Consider the following 26,530-nt stretch of genomic DNA (forward strand, 5'->3'; position numbering starts at 1 on the left):
GTTTCCATTCTGATGAATGAAATAGGATTTGTATAAATCCTTGAAAATATCTTAAAGAAATTTTCAGGGTTAACATGTTATTAATTTGTCAAAGGTTCGTTTTGATCTAGGCTAGGTAAATCAAACGGAGAAGGAGGGATTTGAACCCTCGCGCCGCTATTAACGACCTACTCCCTTTCCAGGGGAGCCCCTTCAGCCGCTTGGGTACTTCTCCACAAGCGCCTAAATCGATGAGATACGTTCGATCTATCGAATGTATCGAACGGAGAGGGTGGGATTCGAACCCACGCGCCCTTGCGGACAAACGGTTTTCAAGACCGCCTCGTTATGACCACTTCGATACCTCTCCATGTTTTAATTTTTTTCAATTAAAAATCGCTGTTTGTATCAGCGACTTTGTTATCTTATCAAAAAGTATTATACTTGTCAACAGATTTTTTAAATTTTTTTCAAAGTTTTTTCGACAAAGATTTCCGCGATTGCCAGATCCTCCGGTGTCGTGATTTTAATGTTCTCATATGCACCTTCCACCACCTTGCAATGTATCCCAGCATATTGCTCTACAAGCATTGTATCATCCGTTATATTGTGGGTGTTGCCATTTCTTTTTGCCTCATACATTGCCTCATAAGCACACCGTAGCAATGACACCTGAAATGTCTGCGGCGTCTGAATCTGATATACGAATCTTCGCTCCGGTGTCTCTACACCATAGTGATCTGCATCCACAATTTTAATCGTATCCTTTGCAGGAACACCAACCGTACAGCCTCCACATTCTCTTGCACACGCAATCGAATTCGATATCATTTCCGCAGTCACGAATGGACGTGCACCATCATGAATCAGTACAATATTGTTTTCTCCTTCCGCATCAATCATAGATAATCCCTGATACACAGAATCATAGCGTTCTTTTCCGCCGATACAGATATTCTGAACCTTTGTAAACTGATAGCGTTCTACCAAGTCTTTCCGACAGTGTTTAACAAATTCTTTCTTTGTCACAAGCACAATTGCATCTACCTCCGGATGCTCGTTAAATGCACGCAAAGAATAATACAGCACCTCATGTCCTGCAACTTCCAGAAATTGTTTTGCCTTTTCACTTTTCATTCGGCTGCCAATGCCTGCCGCAAGCACGATTGCTGTTACCATTATCTGCGCTCTCCAATCTTTAAGTTTGGAATCGCATTCAAATCCAACCCATCACGGACGCCCGCCATATAATTATGATAGCCCGCTACACCAATCATCGCTGCATTATCTGTACAGAAGATTGGAGATGGATAGTAAAACTGTAAACCCTGTTCGGATGCCACCCGCTGCATATTCTCCCGAAGGGAGCTGTTTGATGCCACACCACCAGCTAATGCCAGTTTGTTGCAGCCATACGCTTTTGCCGCACGCACTGAATTATCGGTCAGCACATCCACAACTGCCTGCTGAAACGATGCAGCTACATCTGCCCGGTTGATCTCCTGATGCTTCATCTCACATCCATTCAGATAATTCAGCACTGCGGATTTCAAGCCACTGAAAGAAAAATCATACGGCGCATCTTCCATAAATGCACGCGGAAAATGAATTGCCTCCTTATTTCCCTCTTTGGCAAGCTTATCTATCTTTGGTCCACCCGGATATCCAAGCCCAATTGCGCGCGCAACCTTGTCAAACGCCTCACCCGCTGCATCGTCTCTTGTTCGTCCCACGATTTCAAATGTTGTATAATCCTTCACATATACCAGATGGGAATGACCACCAGAAGCTACCATACACATAAATGGCGGTTCCAGATCCGAGTGTTCAATATAATTCGCCGCAATGTGCCCCTCGATATGATGCACACCAACGAGCGGTTTTTTCTTCGCATATGCAACTGCCTTTGCTGCGCTCACGCCAACCAAAAGCGCACCAACCAGACCCGGTCCATAGGTAACTGCTACCGCATCAATATCGTTCCATGTAACATGTGCCTCCTCGATTGCCGCACGGATCACCTGATTGACCTTCTCCACATGCTTCCGCGATGCGATCTCCGGCACCACACCACCATACAGCTTATGCAGTTCAATCTGCGAATAGATAATATTTGATTTTACTTTTCTTCCATCAACAACAATCGCTGCTGCTGTCTCATCACAGGATGATTCAATTGAAAGTATCGTTGTACTCATAATGATTCCTCTTTGCATCTATTTTCTTTTATTTTTACATCACAACGGCCCTGCAGTCATTCACATTCCAGTCAGTTATACATTTATCCCCCGGCATCTTCCATGTATCTGTTATTGTGCCGTCTGCGTCGTCGCAGAACCGCTCGGTAACTGGGATTCTGTCCAGCCATAAATCTTCCACTGGTCATTTTCCTTTACCATCGCATACTGACGGTAAAAATAACCCAGATTGTCGCCGGTATTAATCGTAATGCACACTTCCAGTGATGCCATATCTTTTCCATCTTTCTTGAAATACTGCACCTGACTTGCTTCCGGAAGTTCACACATCTTGTAAGTATATCCCTGTTCTTTAACCGCCTCAATATCCTTTTGCAGATTCGCCAAGCTGCCGCTCTCCGGATTTGCTACAAGCAGATCCGTACAATACAGCTGCCGCACTTTTTTATTCATAGCATCCAGTTCATCGTCCGCCAGCTTCTGTCCATAAAACACCTTGAAATAGCGGTTATGCAACTTTGCTACATCCCGTGGCGTTTTCGGATATTCCACTGCCATATCATACTCCATCAGTGCTTCCACTTCCGTCTTCTGCGACGTGCTCCGCTGTATCGAAGATCGGTTGCTCAAATGATTGAAGTACCACAACACCAGTACGACAAGCAGCACTGCTATGATAATGCCTTTGATTGTCACTTCTTTTTTCTTGTTTTTTGCCATACAGCATCATTCCTCTTCAAATTTCAAAACCTTTTCTGTGCGATCCTTCGCAATATATCCCTGCGGGAAGATCAACTGTACCATCGCCTCGAATTCTTTCGGACGATTCGTTGCCGGACTGTAATGTGTCAGCCACATTTCATGTACCTGTGCTTCCTTTGCAAGCTCCGCAGCCTCCCGCATCATCATATGCTTATGCTCCTTCGCCTTTGAAAGCTTCTCCTCCTCGCCATACATTCCCTCACAGATAAATAAATCCGCATCTTTCGCGCACTCTGCGATTGCATCTACCGGGCGGGTGTCAGTGCAATACGTGACCTTCAAGCCCTTCCGTGGATTTCCCATAACCATATCACTTGTATATACATTTCCCTCATAATCAACTGTCTCGCCTCTTTGCAGCAGGCTCCAATACTGTACCGGAAGTCCCAGTTCTCTCGCACGCACAGCGTCGAATTTGCCAGCGCGGTCAAGCTCAATATTATACCCATAGCAGGTTACGCGATGATTGACACGGAATGCCCGAATCCGAAGACCACAGATCTCGATTATTTCCTCCGGCTGTTCCAGCTCAATGAATTTGATTTCAAACGGAAGCTCCGGCGCAATAATCCGTAGTGAATTGACCACACGTTCCAGCCCCTTCGGTCCGATCATCGTCAAAGGTTCTGTCCGCTCGGCATTTCCCATCGTCAGAAGCATGCCCGGAAGTCCACTGATATGATCCGCATGAAAATGTGTGATACAGATCACATCAATCGGTTTGAAGCTCCAACCTTGCAAACGTATTTGATTTTGTGTACCCTCACCGCAATCAATCAGGATACTGCTTCCGTTGTACCGCACCATCAGTGAGGTCAACGCTCTGTACGGAAGCGGCAGCATACCGCCCGTTCCAAGCAAACATAACTCTAACATTCTATTCTCCGTTTTCTGTAAATGCTATCTCATAGATATCCGCATCCTCGTCCGGATGCTTATAATAATTCTTCCGGCAGGCAAGCAGATGATACCCATTCTTCTCATATAGATGCTTTGCTGCGCCATTCCCATGCCGTACTTCCAGAAAACCACGTACAGCATCTATCCTTGCAAATGCAAGATACGCATCTATCAACATCTGTCCGATTCCATCTTTCCGACATTCTGGGTTGACCGCAATACGCAACAATTCCGTCTCATCGCCAAGTATATTCGCAAGCAGATAACCGCAAGTTACGCCTGCCTCATTCTCCACAATCCACAGATGATTGTAACTTTGCGCAAGAGAATCCGCAATCATTGTTTCTGTCCACGCATCTGCAAATGAGTTACCTTCCATCTGAGCCACTTCACGTGCAGCAATCTGCAAATCATATCTTTTCCCCTGTCCAGACATTAACAGAGCATTTCCCGCTATTTGCGCTGGCAGGATTTCCGATTTCTTTTCCCACTTTTCCGTTACGTATTCTGCAATTTCACAGTTATAATAACCAATCTTCAACTTCTACGCCTGTCCTTCTTGTGCAAGCTTTTCTTCGCGTTCACGCTCCGCCTGTGATTTACGCAGATAAATCGGGATCAGATCATCTGCCGGTCCCTGTTTTCCCTGCTTGAAATACTCTGTGCCAAGGCTCGCAACCGCTGACGCACGCTGGCGGTTTAAATGAGCCGGTGCAAATGCATACGGCACCTGCATACATTCTGCGAGCACAGATGCGTAAATCGGGCAGCCGTCTCCAAGGAAGATTACCTCGCGTCCCATCGTATTTAACTTCTCCGCAAGTGCACGGATATCCATTGCAGACTGATCCAGAAGTACCTGCATGCCATCCTTCGTAAATTCATAAATACCTGTATAAACCTGACTTCTTCTTGCATCCATGATTGGGCAGATCAGTCTGTCACTGCCCCACAGATTATATGCAAGTCCGTGGCAGGTTGGTACCGATATAACCGGTTTCTCAAGCGCAAGCCCAAGTCCCTTGACTGTTGCCGCGCCAATCCGGAGTCCCGTGAAGGAGCCTGGTCCCGCCGCAACTGCAATTGCATCAATCGTATTTAAGTCTAACTCTGTCATCTTCACGATTTCATTCAACATCGGAAGCAGTGTCTGTGAATGTGTTTTTTTATAGTTCACTGAATATTCTGCCACCAGCAGGTCATCCTCGACAAGTGCCACACTTGCCACCATACCGGAGCTATCAACACCTAAGATTCTCATTTCAAAATCTCCTCAACCGTAATCATTCGATAGTCGAACCCTTTCTCGACATCTTTTTTTATCGTCACTTTCTTATATTGGGGCGGTAATATATCATAGATCAGTTCCGCCCACTCAATCAGACAGACACCATCGCCGTCAATCGCTTCGTAGTAACCAATCTCATCCATCTCATCGTCACTGCCGATCCGGTAGACATCGAAATGATAAAACGGCATACGTCCCTCATCATATTCCTTCAATATCGTAAATGTTGGGCTGCTAATCGGTTCTGTCACGCCAAGCCCCGCACCAAAGCCCTGCGAGAATACCGTCTTGCCACAGCCAAGATCGCCATACAGGCAATACACTTCACCCGGCTTTGCCAGTGCCGCAAGCGCTTTGCCGATTGTAAAGGTTTCCTCTGCGCTAAAACTTTCTTTCTTAAATACCTTTTCCACTTTGATACCTCTTCAAACTTCTGCTGACTCTTGGCTTGTATCCGGCAGTAAAATTTACCACCGATGCCAAAATCTTACCCTTATCGTCGCCCAGCTGGTCGAGCGGAATTACAAATGCGTGCATACGGTTCGTGTAGACTGCAAGCATGTATTTCGTCATAAGCAGGCGGTACACGCCTTTCCATTCCAGATCCATATGTTCTTCGCCCTGCGACACGCCGATTCCATCGTCACTAAATGTATAGACGAGCGGCTGCTTATACGAAGGGCTTGTCTTCAACTGCTTAAATGTCTTGAACGCAAGTGACAGTGGATTGATCACGGTAAACATCAGTGCTACGATAATAAAAATTGCTTTCTGTCTGCCAGATGTCGCATTCCATCCGATCACAAGCATTACGATTGCACCAAAGCTCAGTACCAGGCCTAATATTCCACTCATGCTTCGATAGTTTGTATTCATCACATAACTAAACAATGCCGGAAATGTCATATTTACACTTTTTGTCTTTGCTTCTGTCATAGTTTCCTCCGGTCAAATCCTTATAATTCAAATTCAATCTTCTTGTGCTGATTCTCGTATTCGGTGTATTTGACGCCTGCCATCTCGAACATCTTCTTCGATGCCATCGTGCTTTCCGAATCAGCATATTTGTCACACATGTAAATCACTTCTTTGATTCCCGCTTGTATGATTGCCTTCGCACATTCGTTGCACGGGAATAAAGTCACATAGCATCGTGATCCACGTAATGTGCCGCCACCACGATAATTCAAAATCGCATTTAACTCTGCATGGCAGACGAAGAAATATTTGCTCGCCATACCTTCGCCTTCCCGGTCCCACGGCATCTCATCGTCGTTACAGCCGGATGGCATGCCATTATAACCTACGGTTAAGATTCGATTATCCTGATCCACGATACAGGCACCCACCTGCGTGTTCGGATCCTTGCTGCGGTTCGCAGACATAATCGCAATCCCCATAAAATACTGATCCCATGTTATATAATCACTACGTTTCATAAACTGCCACCTCATCTCCCGGGAAATAAAATGCACACCTCTACACGCGAATTTGTACTCCGCATGATGACGTAAATTGAAAAACAGTTGCATCACCGCATGGCAATGCAACTGTATTTTATCACATTTATTTTTGTTTGTCACTTCATTATAATGCAGTGCGGATGCGCATGATCATATCGACCTGCTTGCTCTTCTCCTCAAATGCACCCTCGGTCAGTTTCTCTGTCAGGAATGCATATTCGCCGCTTACATCTGCAAGTGTCACATACTCAACCTCCCCGAAGACCTTCTCGATTGTCTCCTTCGATGTTGTGTCTGCCACGCGGACGAAGAACCTGCACGCAAAGTTCGCTCTGTCACCAAGTTCCACCTTATCCTGTTCCCAGATCGTCATGATATTTGTACCCTGATGCTTCACGGCATCGACCACATCGGCTACGACCGCACTGGCAGTTGGGAGCTTGCCTGCACCCTTGCCGTAGAACATCGTATCGCCGAGCATGTTTCCGTTCACGAAAATGCCGTTGAATACACCATTTACATGACCTAACGGATGATCGCTGTCGATCATAAACGGTGCAACCATCGAATAGATCTTGCCATCGTCTTCCCACTTGCTTGTACCAAGTAACTTGATGCTTGCATGCAACGCCTTTGCATACTCGATGTCGGTCTTTGTGATCTTCGTGATACCCTCTGTATAGATATCCTGATAATCTACCTGCTTGCCTAATGCAAGGGATGTCAGAATTGCAATCTTACGGCAGGCGTCATAGCCTTCCACATCAGCTTCCGGATTACGCTCTGCATAGCCCTTCTCCTGCGCACGCTTCAGCACTTCCTCGAAAGACTTGCCCTCGTCTGTCATCTTCGACAGAATATAGTTTGTTGTACCATTTAAAATACCGGTAATCTCTGTGATCTCATCTGCAGTCAGAGACTGGTTCAACGGACGAATGATTGGAATACCACCGCCAACGCTTGCCTCAAACAGGAAGTTTACATTGTTTGCCTTTGCAATTGCCAGAAGCTCTGCACCGTGTGCTGCAACCAGTTCCTTATTGGATGTGCAAACGCTCTTGCCTGCTTCCAACGCCTGTCTCGTAAAATCATACGCCGGCTTAATGCCTCCCATTACTTCTACGATAATCTTCACTTCCGGATCGTTTACAATGACGCTGTAATCATGTACAAGTACCTTCTCAACCGGATCTCCGGGGAAATCTCTCAAGTCAAGAACGTACTTGATATTTACCTCCTGTCCGGCACGCTTATTAATACTTGCGTGATTCTTGTTGATTACTTCCACGACTCCGGAACCTACTGTACCGTAGCCAAGCACTGCAATGTTAATCATTTTCCGCTCATCTCCTTTTCTAATGCGTCTTCAATCTGTCCGAATTCGTGATCGGACATCAGTGTGTCAACCGCGATGCTAATCACGATTTCCTCTTGATTGGATTCCGGCAGAGTCAGTTTTACAACATCCTCTAAATATCCGGTTTCCTCTGTATGTACAACCATCGGAACCTGTTTAATGTCTTCTCCCTCTACATTTACAATTCCGAGCACGGTGTCCACCTCAATCGCAAGCTTCATACCGTGTGTCTCTGTGATCAAAAGTTGTGTCTCCGTCGCGTCTTCCGGCATTCCAAACAGCCGTTTCAGACTGAACACCGGAATCACTTCATTTCTCAAATGAATGATTCCCTTGATGCATGCAGGTCCCATTGGCACGGGTACCACGTGATACACATACTCTATGCCATTGATTTTCGTCAGCTTCATGCTGTATTTCTGATCGTTTAAGTGAAACACAATGTACTTCGTCACTGCCATGCACATTCCTCCTTATTTCATATGACGGATTATTCCGTCTCTTCCTTCGTGTTGATCCATTTCAAATAAGCACTAATAAATCCATCAATGCCACCATCCAATACTGCCTGTGCATTGCTGCACTCAAAGCCGGTTCTGGCATCCTTCACCATCGTGTATGGCTGCAAAACATAATTCCGAATCTGGCTGCCCCATCCGTTGTCAGTAACTTCACCACGAATGCCTGCAAGCTTTGCCTTATTTTCTTCTTCCTTCATCATAAAGAGCTTCGCTGTCAGCATCTTCATCGCCGTATCCTTGTTGCTGTGTTGGGACCGCTCATTCTGACATTGTACCACAATTCCGGTCGGAATATGTGTGATACGGATTGCTGAACTTGTCTTGTTAATATGCTGTCCACCGGCACCACTCGAACGATATGTATCAATCCGCAGATCATCCGGATTGATTTCTACCTGGATGCTGTCATCTAATTCTGGCATCACATCGACCGCAGCAAAGCTGGTCTGTCGTTTGCCTGCTGCGTTAAACGGGGAGATACGTACCAAACGGTGCACGCCCTTCTCAGATTTCAGATAACCATACGCGTGCAGTCCATTCACCTGAAATGTTACGGATTTGATTCCCGCTTCTTCTCCTTCCAAATAATCAAGAATCTCTACAGAAAAGCCCTTCTTCTCCGCGAACCGCGTATACATACGGTATAACATCTGTGTCCAGTCACATGCTTCCGTACCACCAACACCTGCATGAATCGTCACGATTGCGTTGTTTGCATCATATTCTTCCGAAAGCAACGTATCAATACGAAATTCCTCGAATTTTTCCTCAAACAATGCGAGTTCATTTCCAATCTCTTCCACAAGACTCGCATCATTTTCTTCCTCTGCCATCTCAATTAACGTACCAATATCTTCATACTGGGTTGAAAGCGTTTCAAATTCCTCAATCGTATCTTTCAGATTCTTTAATTCCTTCATCACCTGCTGACTATGTTCCACATTATCCCAGAAACCGGGCTGTTCGAGCATCGGTTCTAACTGTTTGATGCGTAACTGTTTGCCAGCGATGTCAAAGTGAATCCCTCACTTCCGCAAGTGGAGTTTTGTATTCGTTTAAAGTATAGCGAAACTGATCTAACTCTATCACTTCCGTCACCACCTTCCGTAATTAACCAATAAACTTCTTCTCGGAGTTGGACAGCATATATAATTCTACGCAGACATGCTCCAATGGTCTGCTTAACAATTATATATGGTATCCAACTCCATCTACAACTATCCTTGAATATACTTTACCTGATTCTATTCTGTATCTTGCAAACACAATTACGTGTGTTTTAGACGCCCTTTACAGGTTTCTACCACAGCACATCTTGTATTTCTTGCCGCTGCCACAAGGACATGGATCATTACGTCCGATCTTTGCGCTCTCGCGGCGAACCGGTCCTTTCTTTACCGAATCGTCCTTGTTCGTTCCGGTTACCTTGGCAACCTCTTCACGTTCTACCTTCTGCTCAATCTTCACATGGAGCAGCATACGAACCGTATCCTCACGGATAGCAGCTGTCATCTCATTGAACATATCGAAACCGGCAAACTTATACTCGACAACCGGATCCTTGCTGCCATATGCCTGCAAGGTAATACCCTGACGAAGCTGTGTCATGTCGTCTAAGTGTGCCATCCACTTTTTATCAATAACTTTCAGAAGTACGACACGCTCGATCTCACGGAAATGCTCCGGCTCCGGGAACTCCGCTTCCTTTGCTTCGTATACCTTGGCCGCCTCTTCCTTGATTCTCTGCTTAAACTTGTCCAGCTTTCCGGACTTCTTCTCTTCCTCTGTCAACGCAATCGGTTCCATCGGAATGATTGGAATCAGAAGCTGATTCAGTTCTCCAATCTGCCACTCGCTTGGTGCAAGATCAGCCGAACATGTCTTATCAATATAACTCTCAACCGTATCCTGAATAAACTTGAAGATAACATCACGCATATTCTCGCCATCCAATACACGACGACGCTCCGCATAGATAACTTCACGCTGATCATTATTTACCTGATCGTATTCCATCAGATTCTTACGGATTGCGAAGTTGTTACTCTCAATCTTCATCTGCGCTTTCTCTACGAATCTGGTAATGGTCTTATGCTGGATCTCCTCGCCCTCCGGAATCTTCAACGCATCATAAACCGCCTTTACCTTCTCGGAACCAAACAGACGCATCAAATCATCATCCAGGGACAGATAAAACTTCGACTCACCCGGATCTCCCTGACGTCCGGCACGACCACGCAACTGGTTGTCTATTCGACGGGACTCATGACGTTCTGTACCAATAATCTTCAAACCACCAAGCTCTGCCACGCCTTCGCCAAGTTTAATATCCGTACCACGTCCAGCCATATTTGTTGCGATTGTAACCGCTCCGCGCTGTCCGGCATCGGCAACAATCTCTGCCTCTAACTCATGAAACTTCGCATTCAATACTTTGTGCTGAATGCCACGCTTTGTGAGCATTCGGCTCAGTTCCTCGGATGCATCAATCGTGATTGTACCAACCAATACCGGTTGTCCTTTCTCATGCGCATCCACAACAGCCTGCACAATTGCATTGAGTTTTTCCTGTTTTGTTTTAAATATAGAATCGTGATGATCAATTCGCTGTACCGGCAGGTTTGTTGGAACAACAACAACGTCCATACCGTAGATCTCACGAAATTCTTCTTCCTCCGTCAAAGCAGTACCTGTCATACCTGCCTTCTTCTTATATTTGTTGAAGAAGTTCTGGAAGGTAATTGTCGCCAATGTACGGCTCTCACGTTTTACCTTTACATTTTCCTTCGCCTCGATTGCCTGATGCAGGCCATCTGAGAAGCGGCGTCCCGGCATGATACGTCCGGTAAATTCATCCACGATCAGAACTTCATCATCTTTTACTACATAATCCTTATCCCGGAACATGAGGGCATGTGCACGCAGTGCCATGATCATGTTGTGCTGAATGTCAATATTATCTGCATCCGAGAAGTTGTCGATATGGAAGAACTGCTCGACTTCCTTGACACCCTGTGCCGTCAGCACAACCTGCTTATCCTTCTCATCCACTAAATAATCGCCATCTTCCTCAATCTCTGTACCCATGATGGCATCAAGCTTGCTGATTTCCATGGATGCAGTACCACGCTTCATACGGCGTGCGAGATAATCACACATCTTATACAGATCGGTGGACTTTCCGCTCTGACCGGAAATGATCAGCGGTGTACGTGCCTCATCAATCAGCACGGAATCGACCTCATCGACAATCGCATAATGCAGTTCCCGCTGTACAAGCTGCTCCTTGTAAATAACCATATTGTCACGCAGATAATCGAAACCAAGCTCATTGTTTGTCACATATGTAATATCACAGTTATAGGCCGCACGTCTTGCATCGTTCTTGTCGCTGTTTAGGATGACTCCTACCGTCAGTCCGAGGAATTCATGTACTTTTCCCATCCACTCTGCGTCACGTTTTGCCAGATAGTCGTTAACCGTTACGATATGGACACCCTTTCCTTCAAGCGCATTCAAATATGCAGGAAGTGTAGAAACCAATGTCTTACCTTCACCAGTACGCATCTCCGGGATACGTCCCTGATGCAGCAAGATACCACCGATCAGCTGCACGCGGTAATGCTTCATATGAAGGACTCGATCTGCCGCTTCACGGACAACCGCAAACGCCTCCGGGAGCAGATCATCCAATGTCTCACCCTTTTCAAGACGTTCCTTGAATTCCGGTGTCTTTGCCTTCAGCTCTTCATCACTTAACGCCTGCATGGTTGAATCCAGTGCTTCAATCTTATCTACAATCGGATATATTTTCTTCAGCTCTTTATCGCTATGTGTTCCAAACACTTTTTCAAATAAGCTCATTTCTTACCTCCCAGAGCATAACTCATTCTAATACCACAACTTGTAATATAACATTAAATGCAAGGTAACGCAAGAAGTTTCCTTGCCCAAAACCCAAATACCACACGGATAATATTCATATAATAACAAATATCCCGGAGACCTTCGTCTCCGGGATACCGTTTTTTCATAACCCTCTATACATAACTGAAACTGTTAAAATTCTGGCTCAATCAATCCGAATGTATTGCCTCTACGCTTGTAGACTACATTTACCTTGTCTGTCTCTGCGTTGCGGAATACAAAGAAATTATGTCCAAGCAGATCCATCTGGATGCATGCATCTTCCGGATACATAGGCTCTAACACAACCTTCTTGCTACGGATAATCTGGACATCCTCATCCTCGAGTCCTTCTACATCGAAGAAATCGTTGTTAATATAACCGGAATTCTGTTCCTTGTCCAAAATACGCTTCTTATGGCGTGTTACCTGACGCTCGATAATCTCCACAACCAAATCGATGGATACATACATATTATCGCTCGCCTGTTCTGCACGGATCGTATGTCCCTTCATCGGGATCGTAACCTCAATCTTCTGACGGTCCTTATCTACCGAAAGTGTAACCTGTGCTGCTGTGTCTTCACCGAAGAACTTCTCGATTCTCTCAAGCTTCTCGTAAATCGCCTGCTTCAGTGCGTCTGTAACCTCAATGTTCTTTCCACTTATGATGTAATTCATATGCCCCAGCTCCTTTACGTCGAACTATAGAAAATAAAAAATGTGCATAAAGCACATGTACTTTCTATGTTTAGTATTATAGCACACCTAGTCCCTGTTTGGGAAGTGATTTTTCGTCAAAATATACAAAATTTCACATTTTTTTGAGAAAGGAAAAGGGCACCTTCGATTCTTACCGAAAATACCCTTTTTCTCGTGATAAAGCAATTACCTATCTTTATCGACTAATTTACAATTCTGCATGCCTTAAATGGTGTGCTGTAATTTACGTTTGAAATCTTGATTCCTGTACGACTGCTACTTGCGTGTACAATCTGCCCATTTCCAATATAGATTCCTACGTGCTCACAGGAACCTGTTCCATGATCATAAAATACCAGATCGCCAGGCTGTAATGCTGCTATACTGACCGGAGTACCCGTATTGCTCTGTGGTGTACATGTACGAGGAAGTGAATATCCAAAATTCTTATATACACTCTGAACAAATCCCGAACAATCTGCTCCATTTGTCAAGCTTGTACCACCCCATACATATGGATTTCCGACAAACTGACATGCAAAATTTGCAATCTGCTGTCCAAGGTCTGATGTTGGAACATCCGTCACTGGTGCTTCTGTTGTCGGAGTCTCTGTTGCAGGTGTCTCTGTTGTCGGAGTCTCTGTTACAGGCGCCTCTGTTGTCGGAGTCTGTTCCGGTGCGCTTACCGCTTTCGCCGTTGGCATATTATAAGAAACTGTTATGTATTCATTCTTAACATATCCCGTTACTGTATCAAGCTGAATCTTTGTCCATGCATCACCTGTCTCCACGATTGGATATGTCTCACCCTGTGCCAGAAGAGTAATTTCCTCGCTGTCTGTGCTTGCCTCACTCCGAAGCTTCAATGCTGCCGTGTTAACAACTGCCACCTTGGAAAGATTTGCACTTGCATAGCTTGCTGCATCTCCATCAAACGCGAGAAGATCATTTCTGATGTATCCGTCTACATTTCCGGATGTGATATGGGACCATGTGTCACCTTTTTCTGCCACATTTACAAGTCCGCCTGCATCGATTGTTCCAACCTTTGCCGCATTTACATCACCAGACTGACGAATATTCACAGATCCTGATGCTGTAACGATTGCCTTTCCTGTAAAGTCCATTACCGGTGAAGCGACGGCTGAATCCTGCTGTGCTGGTGCCTCTGTTGTCGCTGCTTCTGTCGTTGTCTCTGTCGTTATTTCTTCTGTTGTTTCCTCTGTTGTCTCTTCTTTTACTACTGAAACTTCTTTAATAGAACCTGTTACCGCAGCAACCTCTCGAACCTCGCCTGTCGCTATCGCATCCGTTGCCGTTGCCATTGCATCTGCAATTTCCGCTGTCGCTGCTACTGCCGTTGCATCCTCCGGAGTAGCCTGTGTAAATACATCTCCGCCATTTTCTTCAATGTAATGATCCACAATCGATGTAATGCTGACATTTGCATCGCTATATACAAATTCGCTCGCCAATGCCTTATATGTATATGTACCCATAGACGAAGCGAAAATGCAACCTGCAGCCGCAACCGTCAACCACTTTCGTGATGGTTTCCTCATGTCCTTACCTCCAATTTGTTACGAATGTGTTACAACTTATTACATTTGACATTATAGCAACCTATAATATTATTGTCAACCAGTTTTTGGATGTTTTCACAAAAGTTCACATTTTTTTCGCATTCCTGCTATGTTTCCAACATTTTTTCGATATGAATTCCCATAAACTCTTTTCTTCTTATGGTTCACATAAAATTGTTACATTTTGTAACAATTTGAAATATTTGATACCTTATCTTGTGGCTATTTTATTAAGATTACAATATATAGAAATCGTTCCGAAGGCTTAAAAGCATTTTCCTGACTACTTTACATAAAACAAAATTTCCCGGTAATAAATACCGGGAAACTTCTTTGATATCTATTTTTCTGCCGTTTTCATACTCTTTTCCATGCACATCACAAAAAAGAGCACGGAAATCGCAGCAAATGCAGCTCCGACAAATCCAATGTGCGAAAGCCGGTTCTTTGAACAGACAATACCGCCGATAAAACTTCCGGCACCGATTCCAAAATTAAAGATTCCGGAGAAAATCGACATCGCAACAGAGGAAGACTGTTCATCTGTACAACGGATGGTTTCTGATTGGAACGATACATTAAACACAAGCACCGTGATTCCCCAGACTGCACAAACCGCCATCACAAAACCAGGCTGACTCGCAGCCGGAAGCAGAAGCACCAGTTCAAGTACTAAAGAAATCATGACTGTCCGCAAAAAGCCATACCGATACCGGTCATAGAACTTCGAGAACAGGAAACTGCCAAGCAGACCTGCTGCGCCAAACAGGAACAGCGTGATCGTGATCGTACCACTCTTCATGCCAACAACCTTCTGCAAAAATGGATCAATATAACTATAGCTTGTGTAATACCCGACAACAAACAGGAATGTCTGAATATATACACACACCAGTGAACGGTTCTTAAATAACTCCGGCAGCTGTTTTACACGGAATGGTTCCCCGCTTTCCATCTTTGGGAACACAAATGCCATATATAACAGTACAATAAATGTAATTACCGCAACAATCAGAAATGCACTCCGCCAGCCGGCATAATGTCCGACTAACCGTCCAAGCGGAAGTCCCGCTATCGTAGCAACCGACGTTCCGGTCACTACCATGCTCAATGCCAGTGACTGATGTTCCCCTGAAGCCATGCGAACCGCAATCGGAGAAGCAATCGACCAGAAGATTGCATGCGCACAGGCTACACCGATACGTGACGCCATAAGCATGCCATAGCTGTTCGACAATACCGAAAGCACCTGGCTGATACCGAATAACGCCACCGTTCCCATGAAAAGCTTCTTATATTCTATCTTGCTTACCAGCAGCATGAGTGGCAGGGATAGCAGCATAACAATCCACGAATACACTGTGATCAGCATACCCGCCTTTGCCTCAGAAATCGAAAAGCTGTTTGCTATATCTGTCAGCAATCCAATCGGCATGAATTCTGATGTGTTAAATATAAATGCAGAAACAGTCATTCCTATTAATGGAAGCCGCTCTTTTGACGTCATCTTTGTCCTCATCTTATACCTCTTATCTAAAATCCGAAAAATCACCAAAACCAAGATGCATTGTAAGCGATTGCAATCGCAAAAACAAGACATGGAATTATCATATTTTACATTTTTTTGACGTAGATTCAAAGAAAAAAGCCCTGCATATTAAATACAGGACTTTTAAGCTTATTATAATCGAATGTCAATGTTTGCACCAATATTGGGATTGACGGATTGCTCCATCATCTGCGTAATCATTAAGCCGCTCATCTCCACCGTATCCAGAGATTTCCGGAGCATCGCCATATCTATTGCGTTCATACTCCCGGTATCGCTAACTGCCAGTGTCAGGTTTGAATTTCCAATTGCTGCTATATTCATATGCATCCTCCAAATTCATGCTATATCAAATATCTTTTTATTTTATCATATTGATTGTACCTTTACAATTCCGATTTTAAATTTTTCATTCTTATTTTTTATGAAAAAATATTGACATTCAAATCTGCTCATATTTATAATGAATAATCGAGCGAAAGGAGCCGCTTCATGGATATATTGATAGTCGAAGATGACCGGGCACAATTGGATGGCATCGAAGCTATTCTGCTCGAAAATTATGAACATATGAATTGTATAAAGGCTACGACCTACGAACAGGCTGTACAAATGATGCGGGTTCACAAAATCCAGTTGTTTCTTTTGGATATCTCACTTGGGAATCCGGCATCGGAGCGAGATGGGGTTGCACTTGGAGGTTATATCCGTTCCCTGCAGCGTTATACAAAAACGCCAATTTTGTATCTGACTGCTCTCTCTGTCGATGCTCCACGCGCCATACATGTCACAAACTGTTATGACTTCCTTGTAAAGCCATACAGGAAAGAAGATCTGCTCTATACCATCGACAAGCTGATTCACAATCGTTTTCTGGATGTAACGCCCATTGAACTGCGCGATGTCAACGGTATTTATTTTCGTATTCTCCCCGATACGATTTTATATGTCGAGGCTGCCGGCAAGAACCTGACAATTTATACCGAAACTGATATTATTTACACAACCGGTATCCGTCTGAAGGAAATCAACGAGAAGCTCCCGCCAAATTTCATCCAAAGCCACCGTAGTTTTATTGTTAACAGTGACTTTGTATCTTCCTATGATCCGGCAAACGCACTGCTCTATCTCGGAACACACAAATTATCGACACCTGTCGGGCGGAAATATAAAGACTATGTAAAAAAAATAATCAGCAGGGACTAACGCCCGTGTTTTAACACATCGGTCAGCCCCTGTTTTTTTATTTTTCTCTCCAAAAATCATATACTGCCTGATAATGAATATCATGCACCAATCGTTCTTTCTGTTCCTCAGTCAACAGTGCCATCACTGCATCTTTTTCCTGCTCCGTAAATCCTTTGAACGCACTTGTCCGTTCTTTCCGCGTCATGGATTCAAAATCTGTCGGGAAATGAAGCAGTCCGTTCATCCGCTGTTCATAATTTCTGGTATATTTCATAAATAATTTTTCTGCCTCTGCTGATATCGACAGCGGTGTATCCATATTTTCATAATTCAGGTAATTCTCTCTCACTAACACAACTCCTACCTCCACAATCTGTAAAACCAAAGTCCACGCAATAAATGCGGAGCAAAAAGGATACAGGGCCGTACAGATTCCCAAAACGCCAAGTCCAAGCATACCCCGTCTCTGAATCTTCCGTTTCCGTTCTCCCCGATAGACCGGCCGATTCGGTGACGGCAATGGAGCTACCTTCCACATGAGATATACTGTCAACAGAATAATCCCAATGGTAACAGCTTGCGGTAATGGTATCAACATGCCCCCTGTCACAGCAATCACATATACCCCGACTGATACCAGTGTACATCCAACATTCGTTTTCATATGGATTCCACCAAGATAACGCCGAACCAGATTCACCGTCAGAAAGCAAAATAAAAATTCCTGAAATAATCCTGATATAGAAAAGATCACAAACAAAATAAGATCTTTCTGCAAATCACCGACCACAGATTCCACTGCATAGCATACTTTTGCACATTGCACATCTGAACCATCATAGTCACGTCCCACCAGATACCGCGTCACGTGCTCCCCTATCCTATGATTGATATTCATATCATCCTCACTTTTTCTTTCTCTTTTTCAAAAACGGGGATATCCGTCAAAGGTCCGCGCAACAGATACCCCCCAACTGTTTTGTTGTTGATGTACTAGTTCTCAGATTCCATCTGGACTCTCATACAGTCCGGAAGCTCAGGCTCTCCCCAAAAGCTCATGCATCCGGTAAGTGTCAGAATATCCTCTGTCAGATCCTCCAACTGTGCAGCAACCAACTTCTTCATATCTTTCATCACACATCTCCTCCTTGTGAAAGTATATTTTGGAAATTCATCTTCACTGAATTTCTATATTATTCTTATCATGATTCATTCCAAAGCGCAATAGGTTTGGAACGAACGACATTTCGGATGGAATAAACAACATTTTTTTACACAAATATATATTGTTTACATTCTTATATCAAAATCCGATTTTTGTAATTGACATGTCTGTTTTTTCAATTTTATAATATTAAACGGGGAAAGGAGAATCTGAAATGCATAATAACGTTATTTTAATCATTACCTATATGTGCGAAATTATTGTCGACGTTTCACTCATGCGTTCACTTACCGGTATTCGATGGAGAGCCGTTTTTTCTCCAAAGCTTGCCCTCATTCCATTGTGCGCAATACTTAATTTTGCTCTGGAAATGCTCTTCCCAACTCTTTTCGGCTGGTTACTTATATTACTCACATGTTTATTTACCTGCAAGAAGGTATTGAATCTGAATTATTCTAACGCTATCTTCTCCTTTCTGTTAAGTTATATTTTATATAGTTTAGTTGAAGCTCTGGCAATTTTAGCAGTTCCGAAGAAGCTCATGATGAGCGATAATTCCAAAGGACAGCTGCTTGGCACTTTCATCGTACTGCTTATCTCCATCGGAATTTCTTTCCTTCCGTTAAACAAATTATATGTACATATCAATCAGGGCAATCTGATCATCAAGCTTATTATCTCTTACATTGCCCTGCTTTTGCTTGTCACTATCGCACTGTCCAAGGTGGATTCCATCGATGCCATCGCGGTTTTGCCTCTGACTGTCTCCTTTATGATCATCCTGTTTCTTGCCGATATCATGGTTCTGGACCAACAACGGACGATCACCATACAGCAACAGGATATCAAGGATTATCAGACATACGAACCAATGGCTCATAACCTGATTTCGGATATACTTGGCAAACAGCATGATTTCAATAACCAGATGAACGCCATCCGTATGCTGCCATACACATACAAAGATTATGAATCACTGAGCGAAGCAATTGCAAACTACTCCACTTTCTTAGAGGAAGAATTCAACGAGTCTGAACTTCTGAAGATCAACCTTCCGGTTGTAGCAGGCTTTGTATTCAGTAAATTCAAAGAAGCTGAACAAAAAGGGAAACAGATATCTATCACAATCAAAAACAGATCCCTGATTACCAAAGTTCCGGAATATGATCTGATCCGGATTCTCGGCATTCTGATTGACAACGCCGCGGAAGCAACCGATGTCGGTCACACCCTTTATCTGATTCTCGACAGCCGGGATGGCCATATGCTGATCCAGACAAAAAACGAAGGGCGGGAACTATCCGCCGGAGTACGCAAGAGAATGTTCGTACGCGGATATTCCACCAAGACAACTGACCCGCACAGCACCCGCGGGCAGGGACTACCAAATCTGAATGAACTGGTAAGCCACTACAACGGCAAAATCTATTTAGAAAACGAGATGTTCCACGACCATATATGGATCTGCTTTACAGTCGAATTATAATTTGCAGATGGCGCGTGCAATCGCCGCCGCAACCGCCTGCTGATATTTCGGTTCCTGCAAATTGTCACATTCTGTCGGGTTGCTCAAAAATCCACATTCTACAATCACGCCCGGGCACTGACTATTCTTCAGGATATATAAATCGTTGCCGGGCTTAATCTCCCGTTCTTTCGGTGGCTGCAAATCCGCAATCAACTGTGCCTGTATCGCTTCCGCCAATTCCTTGGACATTTCCGATGAGCCATAATAAAATACCTGTGGACCACTGATTTCCGCCTCCGGATAACTGTTCTGGTGAATGCTGATCATATAGTCTGCGCCGGACGCATTGATGAGACTCACGCGGTTATGCATATCGGATACTTTCTTGTTTGTCGCGCCGTCCGTAGCCAGACACACATCTCCTTCCCGCGTCAGAATTACCTTCACCCCACGCGCCTGCAGCTGCGCTTTCAGACAACGAGCAATCTGCAAATTGACATCTTTTTCTTTTACATTGTCGACGCCGATTTTTCCCGGATCATTGCCTCCATGCCCAACATCAATTACCACTGTTAAGTCTCGCTTCATACCTGCTTTGTTACAATACATGACACAATTCAAAATCAACAAAACTAAAAATACGGCAAATCCGAACAACAATCTGATTTTCTTCCAACGAAGAATCTGCATACCTGCAACTCCATGAGATTCCTTCTCTTAATCATATGCCGATTTCATATTTATATTCTGCGTTTTTTGGCTCAAATCAGTCCACATACGCAGCCCTCTTCTTCCAGCCTGATAAAAAAAGAGACCAACGATCTGTTGATCTCTCTTGTTGAGTCAGATTAAATCTACACAAACATCTACAATTATTCGGCATCTGTCTCTGTCTTTGCTTCCGGCTTCGCAACCTCGATTCCAAGCTCTTCAAGCTGTTTTGCATCAACGGTATTCGGTGCCTCACTCATCAGGCAGGAAGCATCTTTCACCTTCGGGAATGCGATAACGTCACGGATAGAATCCTCTTTCGCCATCAGCATAACGAGACGGTCAAGTCCGTATGCAAGTCCTGCGTGTGGTGGTACTCCATATTTGAATGCATTGAGCAAAAATCCGAACTGGTCGTATGCACGCTCCATTGTAAATCCAAGTGCCTTGAACATCATTTCCTGGATATCGTCCTGGTGGATACGCACGGAACCACCACCGATCTCTGTACCATTTAATACGATATCATATGCCTTCGCACGGACTCTGCCCGGATCCGACTCGATATACTGCAGATCCTCTTCCATCGGCATCGTAAACGGATGGTGCATTGCCTGATATCTGCCAAGCTCCTCACTCCACTCAAGCAGCGGGAACTCTGTGATCCATACGAAACGGTACTCATCCTTCTTCAGAAGGCCAAGCTGATCCGCGATCTCGAGACGAAGTGCGCCGAGTACGTCATAGACAAGCTTGCTCTTATCTGCTGCAAAAAGGAGCAGATCTCCAGGCTTACCATGCATCTTCGCAACAAGTGCCTGCATCTCCTCGTCCTTCATGAACTTCGCGAAAGATGACTTCATCGTTCCATCCTCATGGATTGCAATATAGGCAAGTCCCTTGGCGCCGTAGCCCTTGGCAAAGTCAACGAGTGCATCAATCTTCTTTCTCGGCATTGCGCCCTGTCCCTCGGCATTGATACCGCGCACGCTTCCGCCGGCTTCAATCGCATTCTTGAATACGACAAATTCACAATCCTTCACAACATCTGTCACGTCGCAAAGCTCCATACCAAAACGGAGATCTGGCTTATCGGAACCGAAACGCTCCATCGCCTCTTTGTATGTCATACGCTGGATCGGAAGCTGTACATCGACACCGATGACTTCCTTGAACAGTTTTGCAAGCAGACGCTCATTGACATCGATAACATCATCGACATCCACGAACGAAAGCTCCATATCGATCTGTGTGAATTCCGGCTGTCTGTCGGCACGCAGATCCTCATCGCGGTAGCATCGTGCGATCTGGAAATAACGGTCGTAGCCGGAGCACATCAGAAGCTGCTTGTAGATCTGAGGTGACTGTGGCAATGCATAGAATTCACCCGGATGTATACGGCTTGGTACAAGATAATCACGCGCGCCTTCCGGAGTTGACTTACAAAGTGTCGGTGTCTCGATCTCGATAAAGCCTTCGTCTGCCATGAAGGAACGAACCAGTGTTGTCACCTTGCTGCGCATCATGATATTCTTCTGTAAGTCCGGACGACGAAGATCCAGATAACGGTATTTCAGGCGAAGATCTTCCTTCGTCTTGCTGTTTTCCTCGATTGGGAACGGTGGTGTATCTGCTTCTGCAAGGATACGGATATCCTTCGCGATTACTTCGATATCACCGGTTGCAAGGTTCTCATTGACTGCGCCGCCACGCTTTGCAACCTCACCGGTGATTGCAACGACAAACTCGGAACGAAGCTTCTCAGCCTTTGCGAAGCTCTCCGCACCGCAATTAGCTTCCTCGAAGATTACCTGCAGAATACCGCTTCGATCACGCAGATCGACGAAGATAATTCCACCTTTATTACGGCTCTTCTGCACCCATCCCATCACGGTGACGGTATTCCCAATCATCGTATTATTTACTTCTGTACATCTGTGACTTCTGTGAAGTCCCTGCATTGACTCTGCCATTTTCATAGCCTCCTGTGTCTAAGTTAATTTATAAAGACTTACTCCTATCTCCAACATTCTAAGCTTACAATTATCTAATCCAGATAGGGAGCATTTTCATATCATTAAGTTACGATTAACCCTCATAAGAATCCGAATAGAATTCCTCGAACTGTGTATATCCCTCTGTAATCATCTGATCCTTCTGGAACTTCTTGTTCTTCTTCATGATCGCGATATTCACGATCTGACCCTCGGCTCTTGCCTGTTTTGCCTGCTCTAAGATCTTAAGCAGCTTGTCGCTTGGCATCTTCTTGTCGATTAAGTATGCGGTCTTGTTCTTGCTTCCCGGTACCTCGAAATCACGCTCTAACAAAAGCATGATGATTCGCTCGAAACCGATGGAGAATCCACACGCCGGAGTCGCCTGACCGGTGAATTTGCCGATCATCTCATCGTAACGTCCGCCGCCACCGACCGATCCGCCATACTCATCCATCGAAATTTCGAAGATTGGACCTGTGTAATATGACATACCGCGCACCAGAGTCGGATCAAATGCCATCTTGAAGTCCGCACTCTTCGTACTCTCCACGCTGTCGATGATCGTCTTCAAATTCTCAGCAACCTCTTCCGGCAAGAACGCGCCAAGAGTCTCCTTCAGATACTGTACGCCGCTGATATCGGCTGTCACCTTCTCGAACAGTTCGAGATATTTTGTCACAGCATCCTCGGCATAGCCTTCCTTCAAAAGCTCTTCCTTGACGCCATCCAAACCGATCTTATCCATCTTATCGAGGATAATAAATACGGTATCATAATCTGCTTCCGCAAATCCGCTGTAAGCAGCCATCGCCTTTAAGATACGACGGTCATTGATACGGATCGTGAAGTTCTTGAAATCCAGCTTGCCAAGCAATGTCGTTGTCGCTAAGATCAGCTCGATCTCTGCTAAGATTGTTGGCTCACCTAAAATATCTATATCACACTGCATGAACTGTCTGTAACGACCACGCTGTGGACGGTCAGCTCTCCATACATTTCCCATCTGCAAAGCCTTAAACGGACTTGGCAGTTCATTCGCATTGTTCGAATAATATCTGCAAAGTGGTACGGTCAAATCGTAACGAAGTCCGCCGTCAACCAAATCTATCTCTTCCTTTGCCTCGTCGATCTTCAGCTTCTCACCACGCTTCAAGATCTTGAAAATAAGCTTCTCATTCTCGCCGCCCTGCTTGCTGTTCAGGTTCTCGATATGTTCCACGCAAGGTGTTTCCATCGAATTGAATCCAAATGTCTTATAGGTATCCTTGATCAATGCGATGCAGTAATCACGGATTGCCATCTCCTTTGGTAATATATCTTTCATGCCGGTTACCGGCTTCTTCTTCATTGCCATCTTTTTCCTCCCACTTGTGTTCATTCTCGTTCGATTTTAAAACGCTTTGCGCTTCCGGTCAAGCATTTCATCAAAACGGTTGATATAATCATCGACAGATTTGCAGTTTTCTACCCGCTCCACACGGTTTTCTGCATGGTAGACGAGCTTCGTCGACGCGCCTGCGCCCGCCGCAATGATATCTGTCATCTCTTCCATAATCAAAACATTATATAAACATTCGCAGCCCGGCTTCGCATAGCCGACATTCTCCAGATTGCCACCGATATTCTTCTGCCGGTACAGGTAATATGGCTCCATGCCAAGTGCCTGCGCCGTCTCCTGTGCCGCCATATGCATCGCGTCCATATCATGATGAATCGTGGATTTGTAATCGTCCATCTGCTGGTTCAGATTCGCCGCACGCTTGATTGCCAGTGAATGTACCGTCAGGCTCTCCGGTGCCAACGCCCGCACTTGTGCAAGCGTATGCCGCATACTGTCTAAGTCTTCTCCCGGAAGTCCCGCGATCAGATCCATATTGATATTATCAAAGCCCGCCTGTCTTGCCATCGCAAATGCTTCCTTCACCTGAGCCGCATTGTGCGCACGCCCGATTGTCCGCAGCGTCTCGTCATTCATCGTCTGCGGATTGATACTGATCCGTGTCACGCCATATTCCCTCATCACCACAAGTTTTTCCGGGGTGATGCTATCCGGGCGTCCCGCCTCCACGGTAAACTCCACAAGTCCATCTGCAACCTCCGGTTCCTGTAACCGGAATACAGTCTGAATCTGCTGCAACAACATCGCAAGCAGCTCATGTGAGATCGACGTCGGCGTTCCGCCGCCAATGTAGATTGCGACTAACCGCTTGTGCTTATATTGTTCCGCCACATAAGCCAATTCCTTGCAGAGCGTATCAATATACGTCCTTGCTTTCTCCGCATAGATTCCAATCGGATACGATGTGAACGAACAATACAGACACCGGCTTGGACAAAACGGAATCCCGACATACAGACAATAATCATTGTCGAGATCAATTCCTTTCACCAGACGATGCTCGTTTTCTGCCACTGTCGTTGCAAGCTCTGCCTTCTGCATACTTGTGTCATAGATATCGCGGTAATATTGTACGATTCTTCCGTGTATTTCCTGCTGTTTTGCAAGTGACAGATCGACATTTCCCACGAATCCATGTCCGTTCACTCCAGTTTCGTCTGTTGCGTCCGAATCACCCGGAAGCTCCTGCGCACCTGCATCCATATACTCCACAAGCTTTGTCATTGCGATCTTCGTCGGGCGTACCCCCGTCAGGTCGCCCCATGGAAGTCTCCGGTCCGCAAACTGTCCGAGCAGCCGGTACGATGCCATCTTCAGCACATTCCGAAACTCTGTCTTATCCCGGTAATCGGCAAGAATCTTCGCCCGCAGCCCACAGGTCGATATCCGTAGCTTATCCTTATACGCCGGAAGCTCCGGCACCTCCTGCAGATCATCCGGCTTGTCGCACGCGTGTCCGTGCTTGCACACCGTCAGGATAGTAAATGCTTCCTCATACCGGATCAGGAGCCGCAGGTCAAAATCATCAGATAAACTTGCGTCCTCAACGATCTTCACCCCCGGATAAAACGCCATAATCATCGCCCGCAGGTCATTGTTATATAATTGGTTATTCTGGTCTAGCAGTATCATCTTAGAAATAAGGATTGCCCTTCTTTTCCTTTCCAATCATTGTCTGTGCATCGTGTCCCGGAAGCACAAGTGTCTCGTCCGGCAGTGTAAATAACTTCTCACGGATGGCTTTCTCCAATGCCTTCGCATCGCCCGTCGGGAAATCCGTTCTTCCGACACTGTAGCAAAACAGCGTATCCCCGGTAAAGACAACATTCTCCTCTGGAAAATAATAACACATGCCACCCTTCGTATGCCCCGGCACTAACAGGCACTTACATGTCCGTCCAAGTACTTCGATCTCGGCACCATCCTCCAGATAGATATCCGCCTGCGCCGTAAATGCCGCGCCAAACGAAGACGACAGATTCAGAGCTGGGCTCTCCATAACTTCCTTCTCCTTCGCTGCCGCATACACCTTAATATCCGGATACTCCTTCTTCACGCCGGTCAGTGCCCCGATATGATCGAAATGGCCATGCGTAAGCAGCACCGCCTGCGGCGTCACGCCTTTATCCTTCCAATCGCGAATCAGAACATCTGCGCGATCCGCCGGATCTATAATGAGCGCTTCTTTCGTCTCTGTATCAACTACCGTGTAACAATTCGTCGCACAGATTCCAAGCACTTTCTTCGTTATTTCAATCTTTCCCATATATCTCCTTTCAAGGTAACGATTGCGGTAACCCGTAATTTGTGAATATCTGCCATATTAATCTTTTCTGTATAAGATGTATTGAAACTAAGAAGTACTAGATGTTCTGTTACAAATATCGATATCGT

26 protein-coding genes and 2 tRNA genes are annotated in these 26,530 nt (G+C 45.2%); 2 read left to right on the forward strand and 26 right to left on the reverse strand.

The window, feature by feature from the left end:
- Positions 1–125: 125 nt before the first annotated feature.
- The 19 genes from ACZQK9_RS02665 to ACZQK9_RS02755 all read right to left on the reverse strand — a co-directional run bounded on the left by ACZQK9_RS02665 (position 126) and on the right by ACZQK9_RS02755 (position 16,532).
- Positions 126–214, reverse strand: a tRNA-Ser gene (locus ACZQK9_RS02665).
- A gap of 49 nt (positions 215–263) precedes the next feature.
- A tRNA-Ser gene (locus tag ACZQK9_RS02670) sits at positions 264–349 on the reverse strand.
- 89 nt (positions 350–438) lie between these two features.
- A complete protein-coding gene (gene ispD, locus ACZQK9_RS02675) occupies positions 439–1,158 on the reverse strand; it encodes a 2-C-methyl-D-erythritol 4-phosphate cytidylyltransferase (RefSeq protein ID WP_483269524.1) in 720 nt (239 codons plus the stop codon).
- Positions 1,158–2,177 (reverse strand): tRNA (adenosine(37)-N6)-threonylcarbamoyltransferase complex transferase subunit TsaD, encoded by a 1,020-nt coding sequence (gene tsaD, locus ACZQK9_RS02680; RefSeq protein ID WP_483269525.1) that lies wholly within the window; start codon positions 2,175–2,177, stop codon positions 1,158–1,160. The genes ispD and tsaD overlap by 1 nt, the downstream gene beginning before the upstream one ends.
- 111 nt (positions 2,178–2,288) lie before the next feature.
- Complete coding sequence (locus ACZQK9_RS02685) at positions 2,289–2,897, reverse strand: DUF6715 family protein (RefSeq protein WP_178017701.1); 609 nt, start codon at positions 2,895–2,897, stop codon at positions 2,289–2,291.
- 6 nt (positions 2,898–2,903) lie between these two features.
- Complete coding sequence (locus ACZQK9_RS02690) at positions 2,904–3,815, reverse strand: ribonuclease Z (protein ID WP_178017702.1); 912 nt, start codon at positions 3,813–3,815, stop codon at positions 2,904–2,906.
- A gap of 1 nt (position 3,816) precedes the next feature.
- Entirely contained in the window at positions 3,817–4,380 is a 564-nt protein-coding gene (rimI, locus tag ACZQK9_RS02695; protein WP_216508212.1) for a ribosomal protein S18-alanine N-acetyltransferase, read from the reverse strand.
- Positions 4,381–4,383: 3 nt separating this feature from the next.
- On the reverse strand, positions 4,384–5,100 hold the full coding sequence (gene tsaB, locus ACZQK9_RS02700) for a tRNA (adenosine(37)-N6)-threonylcarbamoyltransferase complex dimerization subunit type 1 TsaB (protein ID WP_178017704.1): 717 nt from the start codon (positions 5,098–5,100) through the stop codon (positions 4,384–4,386).
- A complete protein-coding gene (gene tsaE, locus ACZQK9_RS02705) occupies positions 5,097–5,546 on the reverse strand; it encodes a tRNA (adenosine(37)-N6)-threonylcarbamoyltransferase complex ATPase subunit type 1 TsaE (protein WP_483269702.1) in 450 nt (149 codons plus the stop codon). The genes tsaB and tsaE overlap by 4 nt, the downstream gene beginning before the upstream one ends.
- Positions 5,524–6,063: a YcxB family protein gene (locus ACZQK9_RS02710; protein ID WP_178017706.1), complete on the reverse strand. Its 540-nt coding sequence runs from the start codon at positions 6,061–6,063 to the stop codon at positions 5,524–5,526. The genes tsaE and ACZQK9_RS02710 overlap by 23 nt, the downstream gene beginning before the upstream one ends.
- Positions 6,064–6,083: 20 nt before the next feature.
- Positions 6,084–6,566 carry a deoxycytidylate deaminase gene (locus tag ACZQK9_RS02715; RefSeq protein WP_177981844.1) on the reverse strand — a complete coding sequence of 161 codons (483 nt, stop codon included), beginning with the start codon at positions 6,564–6,566 and terminating at the stop codon, positions 6,084–6,086.
- Positions 6,567–6,714: 148 nt separating this feature from the next.
- Positions 6,715–7,926: a homoserine dehydrogenase gene (locus ACZQK9_RS02720; RefSeq protein ID WP_178017707.1), complete on the reverse strand. Its 1,212-nt coding sequence runs from the start codon at positions 7,924–7,926 to the stop codon at positions 6,715–6,717.
- Positions 7,923–8,408, reverse strand: a complete 486-nt coding sequence (locus tag ACZQK9_RS02725; RefSeq protein ID WP_483269526.1) for a chemotaxis protein CheW — start codon at positions 8,406–8,408, stop codon at positions 7,923–7,925. The genes ACZQK9_RS02720 and ACZQK9_RS02725 overlap by 4 nt, the downstream gene beginning before the upstream one ends.
- Positions 8,409–8,437: 29 nt before the next feature.
- Positions 8,438–9,557 (reverse strand): peptide chain release factor 2 gene (gene prfB, locus ACZQK9_RS02730; protein WP_178017709.1). Its coding sequence is split into 2 segments (ribosomal slippage): positions 8,438–9,481 and positions 9,483–9,557, totalling 1,119 coding nucleotides; the frame shifts between segments, so codons are not numbered across the junction.
- A 201-nt stretch (positions 9,558–9,758) separates the two neighbouring features.
- A complete protein-coding gene (gene secA / locus ACZQK9_RS02735; protein ID WP_178017710.1) occupies positions 9,759–12,332 on the reverse strand; it encodes a preprotein translocase subunit SecA in 2,574 nt (857 codons plus the stop codon).
- 195 nt (positions 12,333–12,527) lie between these two features.
- Positions 12,528–13,055 carry a ribosome hibernation-promoting factor, HPF/YfiA family gene (gene hpf / locus ACZQK9_RS02740; protein ID WP_021986112.1) on the reverse strand — a complete coding sequence of 176 codons (528 nt, stop codon included), beginning with the start codon at positions 13,053–13,055 and terminating at the stop codon, positions 12,528–12,530.
- A gap of 224 nt (positions 13,056–13,279) precedes the next feature.
- Complete coding sequence (locus tag ACZQK9_RS02745; RefSeq protein ID WP_483269527.1) at positions 13,280–14,638, reverse strand: C40 family peptidase; 1,359 nt, start codon at positions 14,636–14,638, stop codon at positions 13,280–13,282.
- A 361-nt stretch (positions 14,639–14,999) separates the two neighbouring features.
- On the reverse strand, positions 15,000–16,178 hold the full coding sequence (locus ACZQK9_RS02750) for a sugar transporter (protein ID WP_483269528.1): 1,179 nt from the start codon (positions 16,176–16,178) through the stop codon (positions 15,000–15,002).
- A gap of 162 nt (positions 16,179–16,340) precedes the next feature.
- On the reverse strand, positions 16,341–16,532 hold the full coding sequence (locus tag ACZQK9_RS02755; RefSeq protein WP_483269529.1) for a YjfB family protein: 192 nt from the start codon (positions 16,530–16,532) through the stop codon (positions 16,341–16,343).
- A gap of 168 nt (positions 16,533–16,700) precedes the next feature.
- Between ACZQK9_RS02755 and ACZQK9_RS02760 the strand changes: the two genes are divergently transcribed.
- Positions 16,701–17,414, forward strand: coding sequence for a LytR/AlgR family response regulator transcription factor (locus ACZQK9_RS02760; protein ID WP_483269530.1), 714 nt, complete (start codon positions 16,701–16,703; stop codon positions 17,412–17,414).
- A 37-nt stretch (positions 17,415–17,451) separates the two neighbouring features.
- On the opposite strand, the gene ACZQK9_RS02765 is transcribed toward ACZQK9_RS02760, so the two are convergent.
- Together ACZQK9_RS02765 and ACZQK9_RS02770 are read right to left on the reverse strand one after the other, a co-directional pair.
- The gene (locus tag ACZQK9_RS02765) at positions 17,452–18,294 is read right to left on the reverse strand and encodes an accessory gene regulator B family protein (RefSeq protein ID WP_483269531.1); all 843 of its coding nucleotides are present in this window, start codon (positions 18,292–18,294) and stop codon (positions 17,452–17,454) included.
- Positions 18,295–18,389: 95 nt separating this feature from the next.
- Positions 18,390–18,530: a hypothetical protein gene (locus tag ACZQK9_RS02770; RefSeq protein WP_483269532.1), complete on the reverse strand. Its 141-nt coding sequence runs from the start codon at positions 18,528–18,530 to the stop codon at positions 18,390–18,392.
- Positions 18,531–18,775: 245 nt separating this feature from the next.
- On the opposite strand from ACZQK9_RS02770, the gene ACZQK9_RS02775 reads away from it, so the two are divergent.
- A complete protein-coding gene (locus ACZQK9_RS02775) occupies positions 18,776–20,047 on the forward strand; it encodes a sensor histidine kinase (protein WP_483269533.1) in 1,272 nt (423 codons plus the stop codon).
- Here ACZQK9_RS02775 and ACZQK9_RS02780 read toward each other — a convergent pair.
- The 5 genes from ACZQK9_RS02780 to ACZQK9_RS02800 form a co-directional block, all read right to left on the reverse strand.
- Positions 20,042–20,719, reverse strand: a complete 678-nt coding sequence (locus ACZQK9_RS02780) for an N-acetylmuramoyl-L-alanine amidase (protein ID WP_483269534.1) — start codon at positions 20,717–20,719, stop codon at positions 20,042–20,044. The two genes, ACZQK9_RS02775 and ACZQK9_RS02780, sit on opposite strands and share 6 nt — an antisense overlap.
- A gap of 182 nt (positions 20,720–20,901) precedes the next feature.
- Complete coding sequence (aspS, locus tag ACZQK9_RS02785; RefSeq protein WP_483269535.1) at positions 20,902–22,713, reverse strand: aspartate--tRNA ligase; 1,812 nt, start codon at positions 22,711–22,713, stop codon at positions 20,902–20,904.
- A gap of 115 nt (positions 22,714–22,828) precedes the next feature.
- Positions 22,829–24,091, reverse strand: a complete 1,263-nt coding sequence (gene hisS, locus ACZQK9_RS02790; RefSeq protein ID WP_483269536.1) for a histidine--tRNA ligase — start codon at positions 24,089–24,091, stop codon at positions 22,829–22,831.
- 36 nt (positions 24,092–24,127) lie between these two features.
- A complete protein-coding gene (gene hemZ / locus ACZQK9_RS02795) occupies positions 24,128–25,711 on the reverse strand; it encodes a coproporphyrinogen dehydrogenase HemZ (RefSeq protein WP_483269537.1) in 1,584 nt (527 codons plus the stop codon).
- A 58-nt stretch (positions 25,712–25,769) separates the two neighbouring features.
- The gene (locus tag ACZQK9_RS02800) at positions 25,770–26,402 is read right to left on the reverse strand and encodes an MBL fold metallo-hydrolase (RefSeq protein ID WP_483269538.1); all 633 of its coding nucleotides are present in this window, start codon (positions 26,400–26,402) and stop codon (positions 25,770–25,772) included.
- Positions 26,403–26,530 lie beyond the last annotated feature (128 nt).

The sequence above is a fragment of the Wujia sp. genome (assembly GCF_056872695.1).